This window comes from Paenibacillus sp. UNC496MF, assembly GCF_900113915.1.
In the GTDB taxonomy this organism is placed as follows: domain Bacteria; phylum Bacillota; class Bacilli; order Paenibacillales; family Paenibacillaceae; genus Paenibacillus_Z; species Paenibacillus_Z artemisiicola.
Genome location: NZ_FORE01000008.1, coordinates 262,559 through 288,982, shown reverse-complemented (window position 1 = coordinate 288,982; position 26,424 = coordinate 262,559). Strand labels below are relative to the sequence as shown.

Here is a 26,424-nt window from a genome sequence, read left to right as displayed (position 1 = left end):
CCGGCCATAAAGCCGTTCGCGGACCTCCACAGGTATGGTAGATCGCCGGCAGTCCTTAACTTTATAATTCCAATCGATTTAATCGGATTTGGGTTGAAACTAATTTATCATTCCGCTTCCCGCCGGTCAATCCGGTTTTCAATAGAGATTTTCTATACGTCGATGGAGAGATTCGATCGGTCGCTTGTGCCCTCGATTCATCCGGCCGGCGATTAGCCGAAGAGCGTCCGGCCGATTTCGAGCAGCGATTCCGCGAACAGCGAATGTTCCCCGCCCCGCGTGATGAGATTGGTCTGCAGCGTAATGCCGTTCATCTCCTCGAACTCGATCGGGAACAACCGCTGCCCGCGCACTTCCTCCTCCACGCACTGCCCGGGCAGGAAGCAGATGCCGGCGCGCTCGAGCACCAGCTTCTTCGCCGACTCGGAATTGTCGACCAAGTATTCGATGTTCGGCTGGCGGTCGAGGCTGTCGAACACCCGGTGCACCCGCATCCAGTCGAGCGACCCGCATTCGAAGAAGACGAGCGGCTGGCCGCTGATCTCTTCGATCGGCACGGCCGCCTTCCGCGTGAACGGATGCCCTTCGTAGACGTACAGCTTGATGGGATCCTCGAAAAATTTATACGAAATCAGGGTCGGATGCGCCACCTTGCGCACGAACGCGAGATCGACCTCCTTGCCCATCAGCTTGTTCACGAGATCGTCCGTGCCCGCCGTCGTCAGCTTGATGTGGATTTCCGGAAAACGCTGCTTGAGCCGGGGAAGCAGGCTCGGAATGAGGTAGTTCGACACGGAGACGGTCGCGCCGATCCGCAGCTCGTGCGGGATCGTCTTGCGCTGCTGCATGTGCAGCTTGCCCTTCTGAAACGTCTGCATGATCTGTTGGGCGTACGGGAGAAACTGCTTCCCCTTCTCGGTCAGCGCGATCTGCTTGCCCAGCCGGTCGAAGAGCTTGCAGTCCAGCTCCCGCTCCAGCGTCTGGATGCGGGCGGTGACGGACGGCTGGGACAGAAACAGCACTTCGGCCGCCCTATTGAAGCTCCCGTAATGGTTCACGTAGACGAAGGCCTCGATGTTCTCGATGTTCATTGCCGTATCCGCTCCTCATTGCTTATTATTCGCATGCGCGAACTTGGAATTAGTTAGTTGTATTCTAAGCCCATTGCTTCGCGGGCGTCAATTCCGGCTTGCGTTTCGGGGGAGCTTTAGGAAGAATGACGCCAGGTCGGCAATCGTTCCGGCGGCGAGATCGATCGGGATTTTCGATCGGTTCATTGAACTTTTATATACCCTATTTTGTTACTCGGAATTGAAGCGTATCGTAGGGGTTACACGACAAGGCGCCTTGCGGGGCCGAACGAACAGGGGGAATTCGCCATGGGAATCACGATTCGGGATGCGGCGGAAGCGGACCGCGACGCGGTCGTCCGGGTTAGCATCGGGGCGTATGCGCAATATTCGGAGACGCTGTCTCCGGAGAGGTGGGAGGCGTACCGCGATTCCATTCTCGCCTCCTTCGACAATCCGGGCGTCGCGGCCAGGATCGTCGCGGAAGAAGACGGCCGCATCGTCGGCTCCGCGCAGCTCTTCCTCGATTCGGCTTCCGCCTACGGCAATCCGGGGCTCGGCATTGCGAACCCGATCATCCGCCTGATCGCCGTGCCGCCCGAACACCGGGGCAAAGGGATCGCGACGGCGCTCATCCGCGAAGCCGCGGCCCGGGCCGCCCGGCAAGGCGCGGACTGGCTGAACCTGCATACGTCGGACATGATGGCGTCCGCGGTGCGGCTCTACGAGCGGCTCGGCTTCGAGCGCGCCTTCGACACCGACATTCATAACGGCGAGACGCTCGTTAAGGGCTACCGGCTGAACGTGAAACAACAAGCCGCCACGCTCTGAGACGTCGGCCGCGGCCGAAGATGCGCCGGGCAGCCCGATCGACGGGTTGGCCGGCTTTTTTCGCGCCGCGGCTTGCTTGCTCTCGCGTTGACGGCGACGTGTTGTCTGCCCATGGTTGGCGCTCCGCTGTCTGCGGCACATGGCGTCTCCCGACAGGCCTCGTTGATTTTCCGCTCTCGCCGACAAGTGTCTCGTGGTAGGATGGAGAGCGTGGACATCGAAGAACCGTCGGCGCCGCCGACGGTTGAAACGGGAGTGCTGAAGGTTGGAAACGTATGTGTTCGTACTGCTCGTCGGCCTCGCGGCGGGCGCGATCAGCGGCGTTATCGGGACGGGCTCGTCCATCATGCTGCTGCCGGTGCTCGTCATCGCCTTCGGGCCCAAGCAGGCCGTGCCGATCATGGCGGTCGCGGCGATCATGGCGAACGTCTCCCGCGTATGGGCGTGGCGGCGCGAGATCGATTGGAAAGCGTGCGGCGCTTACGCCGCGGCCGGCATTCCCGCCGCCGCGCTCGGCGCCCGGACGCTGTGGACGCTGCCGGCGCATGCCGTCGATATCGGGCTCGGCGCGTTCTTCCTCGCCATGATTCCGGCGAAGCGCTGGCTGGACAAGCGCCGGCTGCGCATCCGGCTCTGGCAGCTCGCGGCCGCCGGCGCCGTCATCGGCTTCCTCACCGGCATCGTCCTCTCGACGGGGCCGCTCAGCGTCCCGGCGTTCACGGCCTACGGCCTGGCGAAGGGCGCGTTCCTCGCGACGGAAGCCGCCGGCTCGCTCGCCCTCTACCTGAGCAAAGCGGCGACGTTCCGCGAACTCGGCGCCCTGCCGCCGAGCGTCGTCCTGCAAGGCCTCCTCGTCGGCAGCTCGCTCATGCTCGGCACGTTCGTATCGAAGCGCTTCGTGAGCCGCATGAGCGCCGTCTCCTACCGGCACGTGCTGGAGCTGCTGCTCCTAATCTCCGGCGCGGCCATGCTCTGGACGGCGCTGACATAGGCCGCGCCGCGTACGCGCCCAAAAGCCCCGAGCGCTAAGTCTCGGGGCTTTTGGGTCTGCGCGTCCCGCGCAGGTTTCGGGTCGGGAGCGACTTTGGCGCGCAGCGCCACGGGAGCTCCGGCGCAAACACCGGAGCCTTAGTCGTCGTCCGGATCGAACGTCAGCAGCTTCCGGATCCGCCGCGGGCGCAGCGCAAGCACGTAGACGAGCGCCACCGCCAGCGCGGCGAGCGCCGGCGCGAGGCCGTCCCGTCCCGGCAGCAGGATGCCGTGCGGCAGCCAGATGAGCACGGCGCAGATCAGCGACGCGACGCGGTCGACGCGCAGCACGGCGTCGTGCCGCGTCCGGTCCGGCAGCGGATAGACGAGCCGCCAGACGGAGTGCTTGTGCGACTGCGCCAGCGAGCCAAGCTGAATGCCGCTCAGCCAGACGAACAGCAGGCAGACCGCGGCCGAGCCCCAGCCCTGCCACAGCCCGGCGTACGCCGACAGCATCCCGGAAACCATGCCGAGGCCGGTCAGCCGCAGGATGATGCCGCCAAGCTCCGTCCGCACGAGCGTGTGCGCGTACAGATAGGTGAAGGCGCGGCTTTTGCCGTACGGGACGAACCGCGTCAGCCAGGACGCGTAGCGCCGCGACCGCACGGCGGCGGATTCCGTCGGCACGTCGGCGAACGCGCTGAAGAAGGCCATGTACCGGCGGCGGGTCGTCTGCTCCTCGGCGATCAGCGCGAGCCAGGGCACCGGATAACGCGACAGGCGCGAGTAGAGCAGCGCGAACAGCCCGCCGACGACGACGAGGTAAACCGCCGTCTTCCACAGCTCCGTCTGCAGCAGCGCGCCGGCGGCCACCGCCGTCGCGGCCCAGCGGAGCACGCGGATGGTCCGGCGTGCCGCGAGACCAGCCAACTGCCGTTCCCGCCAGGCCGCGCCGCTGTTCATCAGCTTGAGCAGCAGCGCGAAGAGGCCGATCACGAGCGCCGGCGTCGTCGCGGGCCCGGCGAGATAGAGCGGCATGTAGACCGCGCAGACGAGCAGCACCGCGGCGAAGCAGGCCAGCCCGTTATAGCGGAACGACCGGCGGAGGTACGCCCTCATCTCCGCTTCGCGCGGCACGAGGAACACGATGTCCGCCTCGCGCAGCCACGTTCGCAGCGGGCTCCAGCACAGCACCGGCGTCAGGACGATCACCCCGACCAGGGTGAACGGAAAATTCGCCGGCATGTTGCGCAGCAGCAGCGCGTATCCGGCCAAGCCCGCGAGCAGCAGCATGATGACCACGCCGGGCAGCCCGCTTTGCGTCATGTCGCGGAAATAGGGGATGCTTTCGCGCCAGAACGCGCCCGCCCGCCGGCGCCACAGCGCCTCAACGGACCGATCCATCGGATCCCCCGTCCGTCACGAGCCGGTAAAACGCTTCCTCCAGCGAGCCGGCGCCGGCGCTGCGCGTCATGCCGGCCGCCTCGCAGACGTCCGCCAGCGTCCCCTGCGCGACGACGACGCCGTGATGCAGCACGATGAAGCGGCTGCAGTACGATTCCACCGTGGACAAAATATGCGAGCTCATGAACACCGACGAGCCTTCCTTCGTGACCTCCACGAGCTTGTCGAGCAGCGAGCGGATCCCGAGCGGATCGAGCCCGAGGAACGGCTCGTCGATGACGTACAGCGACGGACGCGCGAGCAGGGCGTTCATGATCATGACCTTCTGCCGCATCCCCTTGGACAGATGCGACGCGAACGCCCCCCGCTTCGGACGCATGTAAAATTCGTCCAGCAGGCTTTCCGTCCGCTTCTCGTACAGCGCTTCTTCGACGTCGTACGCCATCCCGGTCAGGCGCAAATGCTCCTCCACCGTCAGCTCGTCGAACAGCAGCGGCGATTCCGGCACGTAGGCCAGCGCCTGCCGGTACTGCTCGGGCTGCTCCGCGAGCGTATGCCCGCCGATGCGGATCTCGCCTTGATGCGGCTGCATCAGCCCGAGAATATGCTTGATCGCCGTGCTTTTGCCGGCGCCGTTCAGGCCGATCAGCCCGACCATCTCGCCCTCGGCGACCTCGAAATTCAAATCGTGCAGCACGGGCCGGCGGGGACTGTAGCCCCCTGTCAGCCCTTTGACCTCCAATACGGGTTTCATCGCGATCACCTCTTCGTTCTTCCCTGAATACTACCAAATTTTCGAAGAAATGAAAAACGAACGCGCGGTCCGCGGACCGAAGCCCTCCCGCCGCCCGGCCATGAAAAAGACCGGACGGAAACGAATCCGGCCGGTCGGTATCGGCGCCGCAAGGGGCGAGAGCGCAGCGCGCCATGATGAGAGGGGCGAATACGTGCATCGGACGCCGCATGAAGTCCGATCAGGCATGCCGCCGCCGCGCGGCATCGAAGCCGCATGGGCGCGCGGATAGCGTCGAACGCCGCACCCCGGCGAAGCGGCGGTTACGCCGCTTTAGTCGGTTACACCACTTTAATGGAGATGACGACCCCGTTCAGCAGCGTCAGCTCGACGGCATGGCCGTTCTCGAGCAGGGCCGCGTTGCCGACCACGGTCACGTCCGGCGAGACGTTCAGCACCAATGCCTGCGTGCCGCCGTTCACTTCTTTGGTGATCGAGACCGTGGCGATTTTGCCTTGCGCGTTCAGCGACAGGGAGTTGAATTTGCCGCTCTCCGTCGTGACCGCCGGCTGGTCGGCCGCCGATTTCGTCACTTCGAGGAAGACGACTTTGTTTTGGTACGTGCGCACCAGCACTTCGTCGCCCGCCTTCAGCGCGGATACCGAGGACTTCACGTTGTCGCGGAAGACGAACACGTTCGGGTCGAGCGCCAGCGCGACTTCGCTGTTGTCGGCCTTCACGACCGTGATGACGCCGTTCGAAGCGGCGGCTTTCAGCTTGCCGGTAATGGCGGCCGCGTCGTGGTCCGGCAGCTGCGTGTCCGTCCGGTCAAGCAGCGCGGCCAGCTCGGCGCGGGTCACCGGTTGGTTCGGACGGAACGTGTTGTCCTCGTAGCCGGTGATGAGGTTCTTCTCGATCGCGACTTCCACGTAGCCGACGGAGCCGGCCGGGATTTTGCCCGCGTCGCGGAAATTCAGCTGCGAATTGCTCTTCGCCTTCGCTTCGGCTTCCAGGCCGAGCGCCTTCACGAGCAGCGTCGCCGCGAACAGGCGCGTCGCCGGCTTGTCCGCCTGGATCTGATCCTCGGTTTCGGAGAACAGGTCCTTCTCCAGCGCGACGGCGACGTAGCCGATCGCCCATGGATACTTCTTCTTCAGCTGGTCCGCGTCCTTGAAATTCAGCTTCGTGTTCATTTCGGTCGCGGATTCCGCTTGGTCCTTGAGGCCCATCAGGCGGACCGCCGCTACGATGGACTCGATGCGCGTAATCTTTTGCTGCGGCTTGAACGTGCCGTCCTCGTAGCCGTTGAACACGCCTTTCGAAGCGAGGCGCACGATATATTCGAGAGCCCATTTGAGCTGGTCTTCGTCTTTGAAGTGGAGATTGATAGCCGGACCTTTGCCCTTATCGTCGTTCTTGCCGTTATCGTGCTGGCCGTTGTTGCCGTGTCCCTTGCCGTCGGCGAACGCGCTGCCCGCGCCTCCCGCCAGAGTCAGTAAAGCCATCGAAGTCACTGCCGCTTTCTTCAACATGGCGTTTTTCATGATGCTGCCACTCTCCTCACGATTGCGGTCCGAGCCGCTGAGTTAACGTTCGCTCATATCGTTCGCGGGGCTGTAAATGCTTTCAGGGGGTGACGAGAGAAAAAAATGCCGGATCGGTTCGGCGCGGCTACCGTCGACCGAACGGCGAAATGCTCGGAAACAGGCGGCGCATGTCGGCAAAATCCGCAACATGGAACCCACCGCCGATTCCGCGAATCCATCCGCCCGCGCCGGCAGGCGCGGTAAGACCGACAGCCCCCGCCGGCCGGCGGGCAGCCCTCGATACGCCGCGATCAGTTCAGCTTCTTCAGGAAATTTTGGCGCAGGTTGTAGTACTTCATCCATGCGTCCTTCTGCTTGCTCAACCCGCCCGCGATATCGCTGCCCGCCAGGACGTCCGCGTACGCCTTGTAATTGGCGTCGAACTTGCCGACGGGACCCGTGATCGCCTTCACGATCAGGTTGTCGAGCTCATCGTTGTGCGGCGCGATCATCGTGTTGTTCACGTCGTTGCTCACCTGGTCGTAATCGGCTTTGGCCTTCTGCGTGGCGTCGTCGACCGGCAGCTCGGCGTAGAGCGACATGCGCTTCAGGTTATGCTGCTGCCAAGCCTGGTTCACGAGCGTGTACTGGTCGTAATTGCTCTCGCTGAACGGATAAACGACGGACGGGCTGTAGACGTAGCCCATTTCTCCCGCCATCGCAAGACCGTACACCTCCGGATTCGTCATCGTGCCGTCCTGGCCCTGGATGCCGTAATACCAGCCGTCGCCCGTCTCGTCCTGCTTGCCGAGCAGCTTGTATTCCTCGACCTTCTTGTACTCCGGCTTGAACCGGCGGTCCATGCCGTCGCCCGTATACATGTCCGGCGTGCCCCACTCGCGGAGCGATGCCGCTTCGAGCGAGTCGTTCCAATCGATCCAGTGCAAAATTTGCGGAATCCGGTCCTCGGTGACCTTCTTCGGATTGATGACCTTGGAATTCCATTTGGTCGTGAGCGGGAAGTATTGGTTCGCCGCGTCTTGATAGCCCGGATCGAGCTCGCTCGCGAAGATCGGGTAATAGCGCCAGTTGTAGGTCCCGCCCGCCTTCTTGACTTTGTCCTGGTTGGCGGCGATCGGCGCCCACATATTGACGACGGCGTACTCGCCGTTGATGATTTTCGCGTCGCGCTGCTCGTTCTTCTGGATGTAAAATTCCTTGCCGAACAGCCCTTCGTTGAAGCTCTTGTTCATGAACGAGATGTAGTTCTTCCACTCCGGCGTCAGCTCGTAGTCCGCGAACAGGTTCTTGGACTCGTTGATGACGAGCGGGTACGATTGGCTCAGGCTGAGTCCCGTCGCGGAGAACAGCGACCAATAGAGCGCGCCCCGGGAGTTTTCCAATTGCAGATGTCCCGGCGTGATGGGATGGCCGTTCTCCGTCAGATTCAGGTCCTTCACCTTCGTCAAGTAATCGTGCAGGTCGTCGAGATTATGGATCGGAATGTCCATGATTTGCTCCAGCGACAGCTTGCCCTTGTTCGCGACCGCGAGCTTCTTCAGTTCGTCCGCGCTCATGGCGTCCGGGTAGATCTTCTTCAAAATGTCGTCGCGGAACCAGACCCCGTAGCCGCCGTTGCCGAGACGGGCTTCGCCGTACGGGGAGTTGCGGTACTCGTCCTTCAGCAGCGGGCTCGGCAGCGACGGGATCGCCCACAGCTTGCCGTCGGTCGGATCGACGCTCGCCTTGTACCACTGCTCCATCGTAACGCCGAGATCGGCGAGCCGTTCGGCGGTCAGCGGCATGTACGCCTTCAGCTCGCCGAGCGTGATTTCGCGCGCCATGCCGGCTTTCTTCAGCATCTCCATGTTGGCCGGGTCGTCGGCAATGCCGTTCTGGTTCGCGATGACCTGCGGCACGGTGTTCGCGAGGATCTGCATCTGCAGCCAGCTCTTGTAGTCCGTGTTGGCCGGAATTTCGACGAAGTCGGGAATGACCTTCGTCTTCTCGCGCCAGATCGGCGTCAGGCGGTCTTCGACCGGCTTGCGCGGATTCGTCGGCAGCTGGCTCAGCACCTCCAGGTGCATCTCCTTGAAGCTGGACGGATCGACGGGCGCCGGCGCGTTCCCCGTCCCTTTGTTCGTCTCGGACGCCGTTCCCTTGTTCGCGTCGGACGCCGCGCCGGCCGGCTCGTTCGTCCCCCCGTTCGATCCGCCGCAGCCGGCGAGCGCGGCCGACAGCGCGACCGTCATTAGAAGCGCGATACCCTTTCTCATAACCCGATAAACCTCCCTTTTTGGATGGCGATCGCGGACGGCGAGGCGCTTACGCCTTGACCGCTCCGGTCAGCATGCCTTTGACGAAATATTTCTGGAAGAACGGATACACGAACAGCAGCGGGAACGTCACGACGACCATGACCGTCATCTTGATGACCTCCGGCGTCGGCACGGTGTTGTTGGCCATCGACATGAGCCGGCGCTGCTGCGCGCCGGTCGTCTTGGTGAAGTCGATCAGCGTGTTCGCTTCGGCGCGGTTGATGATCTCGTAGAGCACGAACTGCAGGGTGCTCAAGGAACGGTCGGTGACGTAGATCAGGTTGGTGTAGTAGTCCAGCCAGTTGCCGACGACCGAGAAGAAGGCGAACGCGGCGATGATCGGCATGCTGAGCGGCAGGATGATTTGGAAGAAGATGCGGACGTACCCCGCGCCGTCGATCGTCGCCGATTCCTGCAGCTCCTCCGGCAGCTCTTCGATGTGCGTGCGCATGATGACCATGCTGAAGAAGCCGAACGCGCCGGGCAGGACGTACACGAGGAAGTTGTTCAGCAGGTCCAGCTTCGCGATGACGACGTAGTTCGAAATGATCGTGCCTCCGATGAACATCGGGATCATGAAGAAGAACAAGATCGTCTTGCGGCCCGGCAGGAACCGCTTCGACAGCGCGAACGCCGCCAGCATCGTCACGAACACGGACAGCGCCGGTCCGATCGCGCAGCGCAGCGCCGTGACGACGAACGCCGTCTGCAGCCGGTCGTACTGGAACACGAAGGCGTAATTCTCGAGCGTGAACGCGCGCGGGAAGAACCAGATCGGGCCGGCCGCCGCGTCGGCGCCCGTGTTGAAGGACATGACGAGAATGTACCAGAACGGATAGACGGCCGTGATCGCCCAGACGACCATGAGAATGACGTTGAACGCGTCGAAGGCGCGCTCGCCGGCCGTCCGGCGGATTTTCGTGCCTTTCATCGCCAGCTTCTCCGGGGCTTTCGCCGCCGTTTGGAGTGTCGCTTGCATCGTCAGAAGCTCCTTTCCCTAGATGATGCCGACGTTGCTCAGCCGCTTGGTCGTGGCGTTCGTCGCCATGATCAGAATGAAGGAGACGAGCCCCTGGAACAACCCGACCGCGGCGGAATAGGAATACTGCCCGCTCACCAAGCCCTGATAATAGGTGTAGACGCCGATCGTGTCGGTATCCAGACGGATCATTTTGTTTTGCAGGTTGAACACCTGGTCGAAGTTCGTGGCCAAGAGGCCGCTCAGCGAGAAGATGAGCAGGATGCACATCGTCGGCACGAGGCCGGGCAGCGTGATGTAGCGCAGGCGCTGGAACCGGCTCGCCCCGTCCACCTGCGCCGCTTCGTACTGCTGGGGGTCGATGGTCGTCAGCGCGGCGAGGTACAGGATCGTTCCCCAGCCCGTCTCCTTCCATATCTCCGAGATGACGAGCACCGGCAGGAAGTTATGCGCGTCCTGCATGAAGGAGATGCGCTCCGCGCCGGGGTCGAAGAACTGCCGGATGTTGTTCACGAGCCCGGTCGCGTCCACGGTAAGGAACAGGTAGAACAGTCCGGCCACCGTGACCCAGGATACGAAATGCGGGATGTACGAGGTCGTCTGCACGACCTTTTTGAACCGCTCGCCCCGCAGCTCGTTCAGCAGCAGCGCCAGAATGAGCGGAGCCGGGAACGTCGCGACCATCATCGTGACGCTGTACAGCAGCGTGCGCCCGATCAGGGTGTAGAACGTGTGGTCGTGAAGAAACTTGGCGAAATTGTCGAAGCCGACGAATGGGCTGCCGAAGCCGAACCAGCCTTTGTTGAAGTCGTAGTCCAGGAACGCGATGTAGTTGGAGAACATCGGCAGGTACGCGAAAACGAAGGTCAGCGCGAGCGCGGGCAGCAGGAACAGGTAGAGCACCTTGACGTTTTGCGTTTTCAAGCGTTTGCCTCGCTTGGGCGAAGCGGTCCGTTTGCCGGTTAAGACTGACACGGGATCATCCTCCTGTATTCCGATTGCGGGTCATGCGGCGGGCATCAGGCGTTGGCGGACGGCGATCCGTCCGCGCGGCCGAACCCGCAGGATTGCCGGATCGCGAGCTCGGTCGGCAGGACGATCGACTGGCCTTCCCGCGGGGAATGGAACAGGCACTGGGTCGCGATGGCGCCGAGCTCGTACCGGGAGTGGCCGACCGACGTCAGCGCGGGGCGGACGTACGAGGCCTGATGAATATTGTCGAAGCCGACGACCGCCACGTCGTCCGGAATCGACAGATTCGCTTCCTGCAGGGCGCGCACGGCGCCGATCGCCATCTCGTCGTTCGCGGCGAACACGGCGTCCGGCAGCCGGTTCGCGGCCAGCATCAGCTTCATCGACTGGTAGCCGGTCGTCTCGGTGTAGCGGCCTTGCGCCTTGATCGTCCGCGCATACGGCAGCCCGTGTTCGTCCATGGCCCGCCGGTAGCCGGCGAATCGCTTGGCGTTGTCGTAGGCGACGACCGGCCCGCTCAGAAAATCGATCTTTCTCCGCCCCAGCTTGATCAGATGGGACACGGCCTCGTACGCGCCCTGCTCGTCGTCGATCCGCACGCTGTGGACGTAGTCGGCGTTCAATTCCCGGTCAAGCACGACGATCGGCAGCGACTTGCCGGCGATCGTCAGGATGAGGCTGTCGCGGATGTCGAAGCCCATGATGATCGCGCCGTCGACGAACTTCTCCCGGAGCACCCGGTGCGCCGAACTGTTCTCCCCGCCGTAGGTGCTGGAGACGATCAGCTTGTAATCGTACGAGGCGACGACCTCCTGGATGCCTTCGATCAGCTGGCTGTAAAACGGACCGCCGAGGGCGTTCAGGAAGAGGCCGATCGTCTCGCTCTTGCGCTTCTTCAGGTTGCGCGCGGCGCCGCTCGGGCGGTAGTTCAGCTCCTCGGCGGCCCGGGCGACCCTGCGTTTCGTTTCGTCGCTGATTTTGGGCGAACCGTTCAGCGCGTAAGACACGGTCGAAATCGCGACCCCCGCGAGCTTCGCGACGTCTTTGATCGTAGCTGCCATCTGTCGTGTACCTCTCCGTCTGGTTGTGCCGTGGACATGCTTGGGTGCTGGTCGAACAAAGGCCACGCCGCCGGGTTCGGCCCCTATTGACGCTCCCGCAGGCAGGCTTGCAGGAACGCGACGGATCTGGCGGTATCTTCCGCGAGCGTCCGTTTGGCGCGGGTCTCTTCCTCGTGCAGCAGCTCGAACGTCAGCCAGCCGTCGTAGCCGATCTCGCAAGCGGCGCGCAGCAGCGCCTTCATGTCGATGTCGCCCGCCGCCAATTCTTCGCTCGGAACGCGGCCGATCTGGTTGCGCAAATGGAACGCCCGAATCCGCTCGGGATACCGGCGCAGCAGTCCGATCGGATCCATGCCCGCCACGTGCGCCCAGCCGGTGTCGACGCACAGGCCGACGGCGCCGTCGGCATACCGGATCACGGAGCGCAGGTCGCCTTCCGCGTTGTGCCCGTCGGCCGCGTGGTTATGCATGCTGACCGTCAGCCCCAGGCCGCCGGCCGCCGTCGCGATGCGCGATAGATTGTCGCCCTGACGCTCGAACTCGTCCTCCGTCTTGGGCAGCGGCGCGTCCCAGCCGCCCTTCGGATCGGCGTTGATCACCAGGTCCGTGCCTCCGGCCTCGGCCAGCCTTATCGCCGCCGGCAGCACGGTCGCTTGCACGTTCAAGCGCTCGAACGGCTCGTGGAGCGGCAGACCGATATAAGCGCCGGATATCGCGAGTCCGTGCCGCTCGGCGAGCGCGAGCACGTCCGGGGTCGGGTCGGCCTCGACCGCCTGCAGGCCGGCCTGCGCGCAGGCGCGGAAGATCTCGTCCAGCGCCGGCTCGCGGCCGTCCTTCCAATACTCGGCCTGCCAGCCGTACAGCCCGGTCGAGAAGCCTTTGCCGCTACGCATGCGCGTTCCTCCCCAGCCGGACCGGCCGTCCGCTCTCGGCGCTCTCGTAGATCGCGAGCAGCTGCAGGAAGTTGAACACCGCCTGCTCGTTTACGATCGCCGATGACGCGAGCCCCTTCACCTTCCGGCGGAACAAATGCACGGGATGGTCCATGTAGCCGATCGGCCCTTCGTACGGCACCTCGCGTTCCTTCGCCTCGACCTCGCCGCCACGGTCGGTCTTGACGAGAACCCGGTCCGTCTCGAAATACGGCGACCATTTCACCGCGCCCTTCGTGCCTTCGATCTCGACGAAGGCATGCGGTTCGCCATGCGTGCACGACGCGCGCTCGTACTGGACCCACACCGACCGGCCGTCGTCCCGCACGAATTTCAGCATGGCGCCGACATGGCCCTCGATATCGTACACCGTGTCCGTCGGGTCGATGTCCGTCTCCGGCTTGCTCGTCCACGCGGCGGCTACCTCGATGCGCTGCGGCTGCAGCAGATCGTTCAACACCGCCACATCGTAAGGGCCCCAGTCCATCACGATGCCTCCGGCGCTTTTGGCGCGGTCCAGGAACCAGCGGCTCTCCGGCTGGTATTCGACGCCCGGCCGGCCGCGCTGGCCGCGGAAGACGAACGATATTTTGTACACGTCGCCCAGCGTGCCGTCGTTCAGCAGCTGCTTCACTTCCTCGGTCTTCGGCACGTCGAGGAACCGGACGCTGCAGCAGCCAAGCAGCCGGCGATGCGCCTGCGCCGCCGCGAGCAGCGCCTCGGCTTCGGCGCGGTTCATGACGAGCGGCTTCTCGCAGAGGACGTGCCGGCCGGACGCCAGCGCCATGGAGGACAAAGGAAAATGCGTGAACGGCGGCGTCCCGACGATGACGATGTCGTCCTCGCGCGGCGGCTCCGCCAGCATGGCCCCGGCATCCGCGTAGCCCTCCGCTTCCGGGAAACGCTCCAAGAACCCGGCCAGCGCCGCGGGATTGGGATCGGCCGCCTTGATCTCGACGGTCTCCTCGCCGTCCAATTTGTAAATCGCTTCCGCATGGGTGCGGTTAATGACGCCCGCCCCGATTAAATAAAACCGCATTGTCGTCACCTCGTCATGGGATGGGATAGCACTCGAACGGATGGCATTCGAAATCCGAAAAAATCCGAGTGTTGAAGGAACCTGACCGATAGAACCCGAATTGCCGATAGAACCCGAATGTGATCAAAATGGAATGAGGCAGAAATCCGAACAAAACCGAGTCCGATGATGCGGCAGAAACCGACTGCGATCGAATGCGATTGCGATCGACACGGACGCCGGTGACATCGGCAGGCGAGCATTCCGGTTGTGATGACCCGGCATGCGATGGATTTGTGAAACGATTCGATTATGACTGATTCAAGCGCATTCGGCCCCCCGCTTCCTTGCTCCGACTGACATGAAACAGTCCAAGCGTGCTTCTGTAAGCGCTATCGTATAGTGAAATCGCCGATCCTGACAAACGACGAGTAATCGCGATCGAGCCAGCATATTGTGTGCCCGGGCACGAAAACAGGCGTTTCACCAGCCATTTCACTTATGCGGCTAACTAGGCAAACCTGCGGGAATGCGCGATAATCTTGGGATTGCCTCTTGGCGGCGAAGAAGGTTGTTGAATCGTTTCACTCGCCTGCGCGGCAGCGGTTCGGAGGCGCCGGAAGCGTCTTGCGGAAGGGCCGACCGGCGCGGCCGATCCGTGACTCCGCTTGCGGTTCTCCTCTTCGCACGACCGTCCCGCGATCTTCCTGTGACCTGCGCGTGATCTTGCCGTGTCCTTCATCAAGACCTGCTCGTGACCAGCCCGTGTCCTTCCCTTCACGCGGCAATCACGCGAGCTCCTTTCGACCTTCCCGTGACCCTCACGTGATTTTGCCGCGAACCTCCCGCAACTTCTCCCTTCGCCTTCTCGTGATCATCTCGCAACCTTCCTCCGACTTTCCTCTCCACCTTCCCGCGATCTTCTCGCAGCCTTTCTCCGACTTCCCGCGATCTTCTCGCGGCCTTTCTCCGACTTCCCTCCCGACCATCTTGCGAGCGATCTTCCGCAACCTTCCCGCGACCACGACAAAAAACCGGAATGGCCTCATGGCCCTTTCCGGTTTTTGCTGCTGCGCGATTTGCTGATGCGCCGTCTACTCCGGCGCGCCGTCTCGTTTGGCCTTCAGCCATTTCGGCGCGCCTTTGTTTTTGCGCTCCTGCTCCAGTTGTTTCTTGGACTTGGCGGGCTTCGCCGCCGGTGCCGCCGGCTTTCGGCCCGTTTCGCGGGCTGCCCCCGCGCCGGGGCCGGCAGCCCTGCCGCCGGATTGCGCGGCTGCCCCGCGCGCCGGCTGACCGGACGCCCCCCTGCGCGCCGCGATTCCGGCGCCGCCGTCGGCGACGCGGGCAGGCGTGCCGTCGCCGCGCCGTTCCGAAGGGCGTCCGCCCTCGGCCCCGCGGCGTCCCGCTGCTTCGCGGCGGTCGCCTTCGTCGGCGCGGCCCTTCTCCTCGCCCGGCGTCCATAACTTCCCGCGGTACATCGATTTCTCGCGCAGGTCGAGGCCGAGCTGCTTGCGGAACTTGTCCATGATGAACAGCTGGTTCCGCGTCACGATGGATACGACCGTGCCGGATTTGCCCATTCGGCCCGTACGGCCGGAACGGTGCACGTAATGGTCGGCATCCAGCGCCGGATCCAGATGGACGACGAGCGGCAGGTCCGCAATGTCGAGCCCCCGCGCCGCTACGTCCGTCGCGAGCAGAATCTGAATCCGTCCGTCGCGGAACCTGGCCAGCGTGGCCGCGCGCCGCTGCTTATCCGCGTCGCCGTACAGCGTTTCCACCGTGAACCCCTCGTACCTCAGTTTCGCCTCGTAATTCGCGATTTCGTCGGTTTCGTTAATGAACAGCAGCGCCGAAGCCGGCTTCAGCAGCCGAACGAGCCGCCTCGCGGTATCCACCTTGTCGCGTTTGTCGCAGACGAGATAATAGTGGTCGACGCGGCCGCCCGTTTGGCGCTCCACGTCCACCTGCCGCGGCTCGCGCATCCATCGCGCCTCCACGTCGGCCATCGCCTGCGGCCGGGTCGCCGAGAAGAACGCGATCTGCCGGTCCCGCAGCATGCCTTTCAGCAGCGATTCGACTTCGACGGTCGAGCCCAAATTAAAGACCTGATCGGCTTCGTCGATGATGACGAGCCGAATGGCGTGCAGCTTGAGCTTGCCGGCCTTCACCAGCTCGTGGATGCGGCCCGGCGTGCCGACGACGAGCTGCGGATGCTCGCGCAGCTTCTCGACCTGACGCTGCATGGAGGCGCCGCCGATCAGCTGCTGCGCCTTGACGCCGAGCGCTTCGCCGTACGTCTCCGCGACGCGGAAAATTTGCATGGCCAGCTCCTGCGTCGGCGCAAGGACCATGACTTGCACGGTATCGCTGCCCGGATCCGCCTTCTCCAGCGCCGGCAGCATGTAGGCCAGCGTCTTGCCCGAGCCGGTCTGCGACCGGGCGGAAAGATCATGCCCCGCGAGCAGCAGCGGAATCGTCTCCGCCTGCACCGGCGTCGGCGACGCGATATCGTGGCTTCGCAATGCTTCGATCAGCTGCGGCTGCAGCTGTAATGGTTCCCAGGACACGGTTTATCAAACTCCTCATGTGACTCGTATGCTTATTTGCGGTTCAGCCAGCGTCCCGCGACCCGGTCGGCGAACCGCGGAAACAGGCCGTAGATCCGAATGCCGATCGCGGCCGACCGCGGCAGATCGACTTCCGGCTTTCGTTTCCGGATTACCTGCACGATCGCCGCGGCGACCTGTTCCGGCTTCAGCATGAAGCCTTTCAACCGGTCGAAATACGCTCCCGTCGGATCGGCGGCGTTCAGGAACGGCGTGTCGATCGGGCCGGGATTGACGGCCGACACGGCGATGCCGAAGCCGGCCAGTTCCGGCCGGATGGCGTTCGTAAAGCCCAGCACCGCGTGCTTGGTCGCGGCATAGCCGGACGCTTTGGCCGTGCTCAGCTTGCCGGCCATGGACGCGACGTTCACGATATGCCCGCTCCCCTGGGCGCGCATGATGGGAACGGCCGCTTTCGTGCAGCGGACGATGCCCATATAATTCGTGTCCATCATCGCCTCGAATCGCTCGATGGGCGTGTCCTCGAGCGTCTCGAATACGCCGAAGCCCGCATTATTGAGCAGCACGTCGAGACGTCCGTACGCGGCCGCGATCTCCGGAAGGACAGTCCGTACGGCGCCGTCGTCGGTCACGTCCATCTCGTAAACGCCGTGCGGCCCTTCGATCGAGCGAGACGTCCGTTCGAGCTTGGCCTTGCTGCGGCCGGTCAGGATCGGCATGGCGCCATGCTTGGCCAGCTGTCTGGCCGTCTCCGCGCCGATGCCGCTCGCCGCGCCGGTTATGACGATGATTTTCCCTTTCAGCACGTAGCATCACCTGTCCTTAAGTGTAGCGCAACCGGTACGAATAGGCAAAAGGGCCGCGTCTTTCCGGACAAGAAAAAAAGCTCCCACGGGAGCTTGAAATCATGCTACGATGCAAGAAGAACCTGAATATCCAGTTCGCCGATCCCATCCATGATGAGCGGGATCGTCAGTGCTTTGGTCGCGGCGAAGCCGGCGGACTGAGCCGAATGCATGACTTTCGGCGGGGTGATGTCCACCCGCACGCCTTGATTGTACAGCATCGTGCTGGCGTTGCCGCTGATCATGTTGCCGAGCTCGGAGATCGCGCTTTTGCCCATCTCGTCCATCTCGGCGATGGCATAGCCGCCCATCATGGCGGAAACCATCTTGAGCGCCACCTGCTCGCTTAAACCGAACACGATATCGCCGTTCATTTGACCGTTGATGCCGATTTGAATCCATATGTAGTTTTCGACGAATTTGATGTCTTTGATGCCGAGCTGCCCGGTAGAAGGTCTGATTTGAATCACTTGTTCGATCACGATTTTAGCGGACTCCAAGAAGGGATTGATATATTCAGCCTTCATCTTCAGGATAGCGCCCCTTTTCGACGATTTCTTTCAAACTCATTACAAGTATACAGGAATACTTAGGCCAAGTATACTATAGCTTGCAAGATATGAAGAAATTTGTCGAACATTCGACCTAAAGATACGTTAAAGTTCCTGGTCATTCCGTAACGGTGCCATGTCGATGGACATGGTCCGAATGACCGGCCGCCCCCGCTCAAAGAACGTCTCCGTTCATTATTCGGGTCACGAACGATTCGCAAGCAGAACGTTCCGTACCTCTAGTCCAGCAAGACAAAACTTTACAAGGATCTATCTTACTTATAGCGCAACGCTCTTGTGCGACCGTCATCCATACTTGCTCTTCCCTTCGAGGCGGTTTTATTAAGCGGCTCGCGCTAGCTTACTTAATTTTGAGGAGGTTACCCGTGCCAAACGTTTGGACCCATTTGCTATTCGGGCAGCGATGCCTGCAGGCTCTCGGCGAAGGGGCACTGATTGCCCTTCCGGAGCGCCGGCGCATGTTCAATATGGGCTGTCAAGGCCCCGATTTCCTGTTCTATCATCATTTCCTGCCTTGGCAGAAAGACCGGACGATGGGCGCCCTTGGCGGCGCCATGCACGAGCGTCACTGCGGCCCGGTCCTCATGGATCTGCTCGACGCGGCGGACCGTGCGGCCTTAGAATGCGATCCGGGCAAAGACGACGCGCTCGTCTATGCGCTCGGCTTCCTCCTGCATCATTTGCTGGACCGCGTCATGCATCCGTACGTGTTCAGCCGCTCGGGCTTTCGCAAATGGGACCACCAACGCTTCGAAGTCATGATGGACACGCTCATCGTCCGCAAGCTGCTCGGGGCGGAGACCTGGAAGACGGAGGCATGGCGGGAAATCGACAATCGCGGGGAGCTGCCCCGGGCGATCCTGGACGCCTTCGAACAGATCGCGGCCGTCCACTACCCCGAATCGGCGCCTCGCGTCCGGCGCGAGGACTGGCAGCACGCGATGCGCGACATGATCCGGGCGCAGCGGCTGTTCCACGATCCGAGCGGCATCAAGCGTTTCCTGACGTTCAAGCAAATCGATCCGTTCGTGTACAAGCGCCGGATGCCGGAGCTGGATATCCTGAACGAATCCCGGCGCCCGTGGCTGGATCCGACGGACGGGCGGACGCGTTACGACGAGGACGTCTGGACCCTATGGGACCGTGCGATGGACGAGAGCGCGCAAGTCGTGTCGGCGGTACTTCAATGGCTGCGCTGCGACGAACCCGAGGCGCCGCGGGTCGACGGCGCGATCGACGAGCAGACGCTGTCCAAACATCGGCTGCGCGAAGCGGCCGCCCAATTGATCGGCAACCGCTCCTACGAGACCGGACGGGATTGCGACAGCGGCGCCTCGATCCGGTTCGAGGATCCGATCTGGGCGTTATGACACCCGGTCGTTGCCGACCGAACGGCGATACCGCAGCCGGATCAGCCGCAGCCGATCGTATAGCAGGTCCAGTCCCTTGCCCTTGCCCTGCTCCGCGTCTTCGCCGTAAACCCGGTGCAGCACGGGCCGCAGGTACCGGTCGCCCATGGACTGCAGCGCGTCCCACACGAGCTGCTGCTCCGAAGCCGGCATGCTCGCAAGCTCCTTCTCGATGAGCGGCTCCAGATCGTAGCCTTCCAAATCGAGCTTCTCGAGCCGTTCCATTAAATCCCGCCGCGGCAGCTCGATCTCCGCCTGCAGCTCCTCGATCGATTTGCCTTCCGCGATCGCGCGAAGCAGGTCGCGCTTCTCCTGCTGGCGGTCAAGCTGCGTCTTGTACTTGTTCTCCTTCTGCTTGAACACCCACTTCGTGTACGCCTTCGGGTCGAGCCTGTCCGCTACCCAATCGAGCGGAAACGACGTCTCCCGTTCGAACGCGCCCGTAACGGCCAGCACCTCCGCGCCGTATGCGGCTTGCTTGGCCTCGCCCCATCCCGGGATCTGCATCAATTCTTCCGGCTGCAGCGGCACGTAGGCGCTGATCATCCACAGCATCCGGTTCGTCGCCACGAGATAAGCCGATTTCTTGATCGACGCCGCCTTGGCGCGCCGCCAGTCGCGAAGCGCGTCGAACAGCTCCGCGTTCCCGTTCATCTCCCCGTAGCATTGGATCATGGCATACCGCGCGGCGCCCGCGTCCGCGCTTCTGCGCTCCTCGAGCATGCCGTCGATCAGCGGCGCGAAGCCTTCGCCCATCCGGACCGCGACGCCATGCCGGAACGCGGTCATCATCTCTTCCCACGACCCGCCTTCGTACCACGCCGATTGGCCGCCGTCCAGCGGTCCGTCCGCATCCGTCCAAATGACCGACCAGACGCCGTTCTGTTCGCAGATGGACAGCTGCGCTTCGCGCGCCGCCCCGTCCTCTCCGCCCGATTTCTCAAACGTGTTCAAAAATACGACCTGCATGCAGGCCACCTCCGTCTCCTAGTGTCATCAAATCCCGCTCCGCAACGCGCGCCTCTAGGCGCATGAACGCAAAAAAGCACCGCTTAACGCCATAATTAATGGCGAAAAGAGGTGCTTCCTCATGGGCAACGATTCGATTGCACTCATCATAGCACAGGCGTCGCGGCGTTGGCAACAGCAAAATCGAACAATCGTTCCCCTCTGCTATATTGCCCGGCCGCGAACGGGATGCTATGATAAACCCATCAAAGGAGGAACGCCCGATGCAGCTGCCTGATTACGATTTTATGTCGGATACGACCGAACAAACGTCGACCCGCTTCGTGACGTTCATCACGCCGAGCCTGAAACGCTTCGATCTCGCCATCTTGACGACGAACCGCTTCTATGGCAAAAAGCTGATTACCGACCTGCAGTCCGGACGCACCGCGATCGTGGGACAGGACGATCTGGACGAGGAAGGGTACTTGGAATACACGTACAAGCTGACCGAAGAAGAAGCGGCGGAGCTTCGCCAGTTTCTCGAGCTTGTAGTGGGAACGGTGAATTTTACCGACTGATCGGGGTACACTGAAACGGTACCACCCCAATCCGTTTCAGGAGGTAGCCGACGTGTTCGAAGAAGAAAATCGCCAAGCTTATACGGATTTCAAGACGGTCGAGTCCCAGCGCAACGATCTCGTCGCGGAGGAATTTCCCGAAGGCCCTTACGGGTCCGGCATTCAATCGGCTTCGCTCGGCAAGAGCACGCCGTGGCGGATAGACATGCGCTCCCCGAACCGGTTCGACTACGAGAACCGCGACCTGCACGAAGGCATCGACCGCGACTATCCCGGAGAAGACAGCTATCCGGACGCGCTCGACGAGCCTTGATGTCCCGCAGCCGACTCTAAACCGTCACAACGAACATAAACATAACCGCGTTGCGCATAGCCCGCAGACAAGAAGCGCTTTACACGATGCTTCCGGCCTGCGGGCCTTTTCTATTGCCGGACGGAATCCGGCGATCCGCCGCAGCCCATGGGTGTAAAAATTGGGAACTGCGCTGTCGCGAACGCGTAGGAATCAAACAATACCGACTTTTCAAAAGGAGCCGGCTCATGAACAAACATGCCCTGCGTTTGATATTGGTCATCGCCTGCCTCCTCCTTCCGATCATGGCCTTGCTCTACGGCATCTGGGACTTCCGCCGACCGAAGACCGGCCCCGTCGGGGATGGAGAACTCCATCTCTCTTTCTTTCAGCTGCTTCCGCTGTTCACGACGTTTCTGATCTGGCTTTTGAATCTGCCCCAAGCCGTTTCCCGTTATAGAGAACACAGAGCCCGCAAACGCCGATGATACGCCGCAACGCGGGCAGCTGCACAAAACGATTGACATCCATAACTGGAAAAGATTAGAATACGGGTTCAGGAAGCGGAGGTGCCGCGGCAGACGCCTGCCTCTTCCGCGCCCGAAAGGAGGACTAACGTCATGAACGCTGCGACCGGACTATCGGGCTTCTCGCTCTTATCCGCGATCCCCGTGTTTTTGATCATCGCGTACGGATTAATGGCGCTGCTCGGGCTGTATGCGCTTTACCTCGTCATCAAGCTCCTGATCCGCGCGATCGAAGCGCTCGACATTCATTTGGACGAGAAGCGTAACCGACGGCTGTAGCGGCTTACGCGAGGAGGTGACGAAGATGCCGAACGGATCGGACGAAGAGATTTGGCGTGAATTGCGAAGGATCAACGACAGGCTGGACCGGCTCGAAGCGTCGCGCGGGTCTTCCTGGACGATGAAGCTCGCCGCGGCGCTGTTCGGCTTCCTGGTGGTCGGCCCGCTCGCCGTCGGACTGCTCGCCTTCGCGCTGCATTGACCACGGAGGCGCGCATGGTAAAGTACCCATCAAAAAAGGACGTCCCGCGGGACGCCCTTTTTTGTCGGTTTCCGATACGCCTTCCCGCTAGCCGATCAGCTTCAGCAGCGAGGTCAGCCGGTACTGCTCGAACATCGGATGCGCCGGGTCCTGCGGGCCGCTCCAGGCGCAGGTCTCCAGCTCGCATTCGATCGGCACCTCGACGTTGATCCGCGCCAGCGTGCGCGAAAGATGCAGCATCTCGAGGTCGGCTTCGATCTTCGCCTTGACGCTCTTGGACAAGGCATCCAAATTGCTCAGGATGCCGTCGATCGACTCGTATTCCTGCAGCAGCTTGAGCGCCGTTTTCTCGCCGATGCCCTTGACTCCGGGATAGTTATCGCTCGTGTCGCCGGTCAGCCCCTTCATCTCGATGATCTGGAACGGCCGAACGCCCTTGTCCGTCTGCAGGAAATCGAGATCGTACACCGCGTAATTGCCGCGGCCCTTCTTCATGATGACGACGTGAATCCGCTCCGAGATGAGCTGCAGCATGTCCTGGTCGCCCGTCAGCACGTACACGTGACCGAGCTCGCTCAACCTGTTCGACAACGTGCCGATGCAGTCGTCCGCTTCGTACCCTTCCAGCCCGACGTTCGGGATGCCGAGCGCGGCCACGATGTCTTTCACCAAGGAAAATTGCGGAATGAGATCGCCCGGCGCCTCCGGCCGGTTCGCCTTGTAGCCGGCGTACATGTCCGTGCGGAACGTCTTGCTGCCCATGTCCCAGCAGCAGAGCACGTGCGTCGGCCCGAAACGGTTGACGGCGTCGAACAAATACTGCAGGAATCCGTAAACGGCGTTCGTCGGAGTGCCGTCGGCCATGCGGCGGGCATCGTACGACTGGGCGAAATACGCCCGGAACAGCAGCGCCATCCCGTCGACGATCAGAATCTTGTTTTCGTTCATCGGTTCGTCCTTCCTGTTCTATCAAAAGTTACTCTTATCATAGAATAGGATGGCCCCCGGCCGCAACGCCGATCGCCGGTTGGATGCAATTTACAAGGAATCGCCGCCGTCCGTAAGTCGGTGCGCGATTTGGGCGAAGTAGCGCGCCGAGTCCGGCCGGTCCATCCGCGCTTCCCAAGACGCCGCCCATTCCGACAGGCTCGCGAGCAGCTCCTCGATGTCCGTGCGGAAGTCGAGGAACCACTGGTCGTAAATGCCCTGCATGAACGGTTCCGTGCCGACGGTCCGCAGCAGTGCCCTTAACGCCGCGTATTTCGCCTCGCCGTCCGTGATGAACGGAATCCGCCTGAGCTCCGCGCCGTAGATCTGCAGGTCGCATTCGATCTTCGCGTTCAGCCGGATATGGGTCCGGCTGGTGACCAGCACCGACTCGCCGCCCGGGAGCTCGAGCAGCTTCTTCAGGTAGCCAAGGTACACGCGCAGATTGCTGAGCGCCGTCAGCCGGCTGAGTTCGGGGAACAAGGCGTCGCACAGCTCTTCCCGGGTGCAGGACGGGTGCATGGCCAAATACGCCATAATCGTCTTGGCATACCGCTTGTCCCAGCCGTCCAGGATCGGCACCCCGTTCAGCCGCACTTCGAACGGATGGAACAGCGCGACGTGCAGGACCGGTTCGAGCGCCTTGGCCGACTCGCGCGGGCGCATGTCCGGCGCGAGGTTTTGCATCAACGCGTGGATAACGGACGGAATATGGCTGGCCATCGTCGCCCGGGACGACTGCTGCACGTAATTCGACGCCTTCAGCACGAAGTCCCGGATCCATTGGGCCGTCAGTTCCGGCTGGTCGATAAACACGGCGTTGCTCGCGTTCGGCATGATCAGGAACGACCCTCTCGCGAAGTAGCCGGCCGTGATCGACTGGAGCTGAGGCAAATAGAGCTTATCCTGTTCTCCCGCGAGCAGCAGCGCCGGACAGGCGATTTTCCGCCGTTCGTGAATCGGGCGGTCCAGCATTTGCAGCTTGAACAGCTGAAGATAGAGCCGCTCGTCGATCCGGTCGTACGCGCGATAGATGGCTTCGAGCGTCTCGTCCCCTTCCGGGAGCAGGGTCAGGAACGGTATGAATTCGCGCCGGGCGACGGTCCGCAGTCCTTGCTCCGCGACATGGCTGAGGTAGGCGTTAATGATCCGCTCCCCTTCGACGGCGGGATAGAACACCGCGATCGAAATCAGGACGAGCGTCTTCACCGCCTCCGGGTAACGGTCCGCGAAAGCGACCGCGAACGAGCCGCCGAACGCGTGTCCCGCGATATGCAGCTCGCGAATGTCAAGGCGCGCAAGAAGGCCGCGGAGCTCGCAGCAAAGCCGGTCCCAGGCCGCGCATTCCGCTTCTCCGGCATTCACGTCGATGAACAGCACGTGGAAGCATTCGTTCAGCCGCTCCGCCATCCCGCCCCACAAGGAGCTGTTGAAGCCATTCCCGTGCAGCAGCATGATCGTTTCCGCTTCCGGGCTGCTCGCCGGCGAATGCCGGTACGCCAGCACCGGTCCCGGTTCTTTGACATCGGACAAAGCGAACCCCTCCAATCGGGCCGTCTGCGGCCAATTCGGTTAGAATGCGATATTCACGGCCTCACCGGCCATGTAACGGTTATGTAACGGTAGCTTTATTATAATTTGTGCAAGCGAGAAAGCAATTGCGGCCGCCTTCCAATGTTTGGGGGCGCGCAAGGCCCGCGGCTTCGAATTCTACCCGATTGTTCCCGAAGGAGACATGCGCGATGGCCAAGTCAAGACGGCATTGGTACGGGCAGTGGCTGAACGATCAATTGGATCTCTATTCGATCGCGGAGTCACTTGGCGACGCAGCCTGGCAGGAGGAAATCATGAACGCGCTGACACGCAAAGAAGCGGCCGTCGAGCAATACATCCGGTCCGCAACCGATCCCGAATTCAAAGCGCTGCTCCTAACCATCGCCGAGAAGATCACGGAAGCGCAAACGCTCGTCGATCAAGAGCGGAGCAAAGCGGCCGATGCCAAGCATCGTCCTTAAGAGCCACGAACGGCCCTGCCATCCCCGATGGCGGGGTCTTTTTTGTCGGCGGCGATGGACGGGCCGTCATAGCCTGTACGCAGGACGACGGCGACGGGTTCCGTAAAAGGAGAACTCAGGCGCAGTATACGATGCCCGTGCGTACCCGTCAACCCTTAAAAATCCAAGCAAATCAGGCATTAATTCGCCGGAGCGGCACGTTTCCTTCGCCGATATGGCGATAGGTCGGAGACGCAGGTTATCGTCTGAATTTTTTAACGGCCGGGAGGAAATGTGCCGGGGCACGGTGAAATCATGTTCTGCGGCTATGCTTTCGAAGTCGTTTTGCTCTTCCTTGCGTGTATTACCGCAAAACTTTGAGGAGGTTCACAACATGCGAATCGCACTTATCGGCGCCGGCGCCATGGGGACCGTTCATGCCGAGGCCCACGCGCGCAATCCGCGCGCGGAGCTGGTCGGCATCGTCGACGCACGCCCGGACGCCGCCGCCGCATTGGCCGAGCGGCTGGGCACGCGCGCGTATGCCGCGCTGGACGAGCTGCTGGCCGACGCCGAACCGGACGTCGTCGATATTTGTTTGCCGACGCCCCTGCATAAGGAATACGTGCTTCGCGCCGCCGCCCTCGGCAAGCACGCCATTTGCGAGAAGCCCATCGCCGGCAATCTCGCGGATGCGCGGGCGATGATCGGCGCATGCAAGTCGGCCGGGGTTCACCTGTACATCGGCCACGTCGTCCGCTTCTTCCCGGAGTATGCCCAAGCGCGGGAGCTGGTCCGCGCCGGCGAGATCGGCGACGTCGGCACGGTCCGGGCCGAGCGCGTCAGCTCCGCCCCTAGCGGCTATAACGGCTGGTACGCCGATTTTGCCCAATCCGGCGGCGTGCTGCTGGATCTGCTGCTGCACGACTTCGACTGGCTGCGCTGGACGTTCGGCGACGTCGAACGCGTCTACGCGCGCGGGCTGCACGCCTCCGGCGACGCTTCCGGACCGGATCACGCCTTCGCCACGCTGCGCTTCCGCAGCGGCGCCATCGGCTACGCCAACGGCTCGTGGGCGTTTCCCGAAGGCTTCGCGACCCGACTCGAGGTCGCGGGCAACGGCGGCATTCTCTCCGTCAACTCGGAGGACGCCGTCACGAACCGCACCCGGCTGGCCGCGCGGAGCGCCGACCGGCCGGCCGTGCAAGTTCCGCGGAGCGCTCTCGCCGCCAGTCCGTACGACGACGAGCTCGCGCATTTCCTTCGCTGCATCGAAGACGGCATCGCGCCCGTCGTGACCGCAGAGGATGCCTACGAAGCGCTGCGGATCAGCTTGGCCTGCCTGCATTCGGCCGCAACCGGCACCGCCGTCGAGCTGGACGGCTTCGGAAAGGAGGAGGCGTAA

At 62.5% G+C, this 26,424-nt stretch carries 28 protein-coding genes; 10 read left to right on the top strand and 18 right to left on the bottom strand.

Features of this window, described 5'->3' with window-relative positions; translation table 11 throughout:
• Positions 1–212: 212 nt before the first annotated feature.
• On the bottom strand, positions 213–1,091 hold the full coding sequence (locus BMZ79_RS15245) for a LysR family transcriptional regulator (protein WP_090641400.1): 879 nt from the start codon (positions 1,089–1,091) through the stop codon (positions 213–215).
• Between the two features lie 288 nt (positions 1,092–1,379).
• Between BMZ79_RS15245 and BMZ79_RS15240 the strand changes: the two genes are divergently transcribed.
• Together BMZ79_RS15240 and BMZ79_RS15235 are read left to right on the top strand one after the other, a co-directional pair.
• Complete coding sequence (locus BMZ79_RS15240) at positions 1,380–1,901, top strand: GNAT family N-acetyltransferase (RefSeq protein WP_090641399.1); 522 nt, start codon at positions 1,380–1,382, stop codon at positions 1,899–1,901.
• A gap of 265 nt (positions 1,902–2,166) precedes the next feature.
• The gene (locus tag BMZ79_RS15235; RefSeq protein ID WP_090641397.1) at positions 2,167–2,892 is read left to right on the top strand and encodes a sulfite exporter TauE/SafE family protein; all 726 of its coding nucleotides are present in this window, start codon (positions 2,167–2,169) and stop codon (positions 2,890–2,892) included.
• A 137-nt stretch (positions 2,893–3,029) separates the two neighbouring features.
• Here the strand turns inward: BMZ79_RS15235 and BMZ79_RS15230 are convergent, their stop codons facing one another.
• Positions 3,030–4,274, bottom strand: coding sequence for an ABC transporter permease (locus BMZ79_RS15230; RefSeq protein WP_090641396.1), 1,245 nt, complete (start codon positions 4,272–4,274; stop codon positions 3,030–3,032).
• Positions 4,258–5,028, bottom strand: coding sequence for an ABC transporter ATP-binding protein (locus BMZ79_RS15225; protein ID WP_090641588.1), 771 nt, complete (start codon positions 5,026–5,028; stop codon positions 4,258–4,260). Before BMZ79_RS15225 ends, BMZ79_RS15230 begins: the two co-directional genes overlap by 17 nt.
• Here BMZ79_RS15225 and BMZ79_RS34700 point away from each other — a divergent pair.
• Complete coding sequence (locus BMZ79_RS34700; protein WP_218154695.1) at positions 5,006–5,299, top strand: hypothetical protein; 294 nt, start codon at positions 5,006–5,008, stop codon at positions 5,297–5,299. The two genes, BMZ79_RS15225 and BMZ79_RS34700, sit on opposite strands and share 23 nt — an antisense overlap.
• A gap of 49 nt (positions 5,300–5,348) precedes the next feature.
• Here the strand turns inward: BMZ79_RS34700 and BMZ79_RS15220 are convergent, their stop codons facing one another.
• The 11 genes from BMZ79_RS15220 to BMZ79_RS15170 all read right to left on the bottom strand — a co-directional run bounded on the left by BMZ79_RS15220 (position 5,349) and on the right by BMZ79_RS15170 (position 17,755).
• Positions 5,349–6,512 carry an S-layer homology domain-containing protein gene (locus BMZ79_RS15220; protein ID WP_256252760.1) on the bottom strand — a complete coding sequence of 388 codons (1,164 nt, stop codon included), beginning with the start codon at positions 6,510–6,512 and terminating at the stop codon, positions 5,349–5,351.
• A gap of 81 nt (positions 6,513–6,593) precedes the next feature.
• A complete protein-coding gene (locus BMZ79_RS33620) occupies positions 6,594–6,896 on the bottom strand; it encodes a hypothetical protein (protein ID WP_143088964.1) in 303 nt (100 codons plus the stop codon).
• Positions 6,845–8,809 carry a type 2 periplasmic-binding domain-containing protein gene (locus tag BMZ79_RS15215; RefSeq protein ID WP_143088963.1) on the bottom strand — a complete coding sequence of 655 codons (1,965 nt, stop codon included), beginning with the start codon at positions 8,807–8,809 and terminating at the stop codon, positions 6,845–6,847. Before BMZ79_RS15215 ends, BMZ79_RS33620 begins: the two co-directional genes overlap by 52 nt.
• A gap of 49 nt (positions 8,810–8,858) precedes the next feature.
• Complete coding sequence (locus BMZ79_RS15210) at positions 8,859–9,830, bottom strand: carbohydrate ABC transporter permease (RefSeq protein ID WP_090641391.1); 972 nt, start codon at positions 9,828–9,830, stop codon at positions 8,859–8,861.
• Between the two features lie 18 nt (positions 9,831–9,848).
• Positions 9,849–10,805: an ABC transporter permease gene (locus BMZ79_RS15205; protein ID WP_143088962.1), complete on the bottom strand. Its 957-nt coding sequence runs from the start codon at positions 10,803–10,805 to the stop codon at positions 9,849–9,851.
• Between the two features lie 44 nt (positions 10,806–10,849).
• Complete coding sequence (locus tag BMZ79_RS15200; protein ID WP_090641388.1) at positions 10,850–11,863, bottom strand: LacI family DNA-binding transcriptional regulator; 1,014 nt, start codon at positions 11,861–11,863, stop codon at positions 10,850–10,852.
• An 83-nt stretch (positions 11,864–11,946) separates the two neighbouring features.
• The gene (locus tag BMZ79_RS15195; RefSeq protein WP_090641387.1) at positions 11,947–12,756 is read right to left on the bottom strand and encodes a sugar phosphate isomerase/epimerase family protein; all 810 of its coding nucleotides are present in this window, start codon (positions 12,754–12,756) and stop codon (positions 11,947–11,949) included.
• Complete coding sequence (locus BMZ79_RS15190) at positions 12,749–13,834, bottom strand: Gfo/Idh/MocA family protein (RefSeq protein ID WP_090641385.1); 1,086 nt, start codon at positions 13,832–13,834, stop codon at positions 12,749–12,751. Before BMZ79_RS15190 ends, BMZ79_RS15195 begins: the two co-directional genes overlap by 8 nt.
• A 1,073-nt stretch (positions 13,835–14,907) precedes the next feature.
• On the bottom strand, positions 14,908–16,383 hold the full coding sequence (locus tag BMZ79_RS15180) for a DEAD/DEAH box helicase (RefSeq protein ID WP_090641382.1): 1,476 nt from the start codon (positions 16,381–16,383) through the stop codon (positions 14,908–14,910).
• Positions 16,384–16,415: 32 nt separating this feature from the next.
• Complete coding sequence (locus BMZ79_RS15175; RefSeq protein ID WP_090641381.1) at positions 16,416–17,189, bottom strand: SDR family NAD(P)-dependent oxidoreductase; 774 nt, start codon at positions 17,187–17,189, stop codon at positions 16,416–16,418.
• A 104-nt stretch (positions 17,190–17,293) separates the two neighbouring features.
• Positions 17,294–17,755, bottom strand: coding sequence for a chemotaxis protein CheX (locus tag BMZ79_RS15170; protein ID WP_090641379.1), 462 nt, complete (start codon positions 17,753–17,755; stop codon positions 17,294–17,296).
• A 410-nt stretch (positions 17,756–18,165) separates the two neighbouring features.
• Here BMZ79_RS15170 and BMZ79_RS15165 point away from each other — a divergent pair, with 410 nt between their 5' ends.
• Entirely contained in the window at positions 18,166–19,170 is a 1,005-nt protein-coding gene (locus BMZ79_RS15165; RefSeq protein WP_090641378.1) for a zinc dependent phospholipase C family protein, read from the top strand.
• Here the strand turns inward: BMZ79_RS15165 and BMZ79_RS15160 are convergent.
• Positions 19,165–20,178 (bottom strand): HRDC domain-containing protein, encoded by a 1,014-nt coding sequence (locus BMZ79_RS15160; protein WP_090641376.1) that lies wholly within the window; start codon positions 20,176–20,178, stop codon positions 19,165–19,167. The two genes, BMZ79_RS15165 and BMZ79_RS15160, sit on opposite strands and share 6 nt — an antisense overlap.
• A gap of 263 nt (positions 20,179–20,441) precedes the next feature.
• On the opposite strand from BMZ79_RS15160, the gene BMZ79_RS15155 reads away from it, so the two are divergent.
• Both BMZ79_RS15155 and BMZ79_RS15150 read left to right on the top strand, forming a co-directional pair.
• Positions 20,442–20,738, top strand: coding sequence for a DUF3055 domain-containing protein (locus BMZ79_RS15155; RefSeq protein ID WP_177222152.1), 297 nt, complete (start codon positions 20,442–20,444; stop codon positions 20,736–20,738).
• A gap of 52 nt (positions 20,739–20,790) precedes the next feature.
• Complete coding sequence (locus tag BMZ79_RS15150) at positions 20,791–21,051, top strand: hypothetical protein (RefSeq protein WP_256252759.1); 261 nt, start codon at positions 20,791–20,793, stop codon at positions 21,049–21,051.
• A 110-nt stretch (positions 21,052–21,161) separates the two neighbouring features.
• Here BMZ79_RS15150 and BMZ79_RS35115 read toward each other — a convergent pair whose 3' ends face one another.
• The gene (locus tag BMZ79_RS35115) at positions 21,162–21,473 is read right to left on the bottom strand and encodes a hypothetical protein (RefSeq protein ID WP_256252758.1); all 312 of its coding nucleotides are present in this window, start codon (positions 21,471–21,473) and stop codon (positions 21,162–21,164) included.
• Positions 21,474–21,650: 177 nt separating this feature from the next.
• Here BMZ79_RS35115 and BMZ79_RS15140 point away from each other — a divergent pair, with 177 nt between their 5' ends.
• Together BMZ79_RS15140 and BMZ79_RS34280 are read left to right on the top strand one after the other, a co-directional pair.
• Complete coding sequence (locus tag BMZ79_RS15140) at positions 21,651–21,836, top strand: hypothetical protein (RefSeq protein WP_090641372.1); 186 nt, start codon at positions 21,651–21,653, stop codon at positions 21,834–21,836.
• Positions 21,837–21,861: 25 nt separating this feature from the next.
• Positions 21,862–22,038 (top strand): hypothetical protein, encoded by a 177-nt coding sequence (locus BMZ79_RS34280; RefSeq protein ID WP_177222151.1) that lies wholly within the window; start codon positions 21,862–21,864, stop codon positions 22,036–22,038.
• Between the two features lie 87 nt (positions 22,039–22,125).
• Here the strand turns inward: BMZ79_RS34280 and BMZ79_RS15135 are convergent, their stop codons facing one another.
• Together BMZ79_RS15135 and BMZ79_RS15130 are read right to left on the bottom strand one after the other, a co-directional pair.
• Positions 22,126–22,986, bottom strand: coding sequence for a 5'-3' exonuclease (locus BMZ79_RS15135; protein ID WP_090641371.1), 861 nt, complete (start codon positions 22,984–22,986; stop codon positions 22,126–22,128).
• 90 nt (positions 22,987–23,076) lie between these two features.
• A complete protein-coding gene (locus tag BMZ79_RS15130) occupies positions 23,077–24,558 on the bottom strand; it encodes an alpha/beta fold hydrolase (protein ID WP_090641369.1) in 1,482 nt (493 codons plus the stop codon).
• Between the two features lie 209 nt (positions 24,559–24,767).
• Between BMZ79_RS15130 and BMZ79_RS15125 the strand changes: the two genes are divergently transcribed.
• Both BMZ79_RS15125 and BMZ79_RS15120 read left to right on the top strand, forming a co-directional pair.
• Positions 24,768–25,040, top strand: coding sequence for a hypothetical protein (locus tag BMZ79_RS15125; protein WP_090641368.1), 273 nt, complete (start codon positions 24,768–24,770; stop codon positions 25,038–25,040).
• Positions 25,041–25,413: 373 nt separating this feature from the next.
• On the top strand, positions 25,414–26,424 hold the full coding sequence (locus BMZ79_RS15120; protein WP_090641366.1) for a Gfo/Idh/MocA family protein: 1,011 nt from the start codon (positions 25,414–25,416) through the stop codon (positions 26,422–26,424).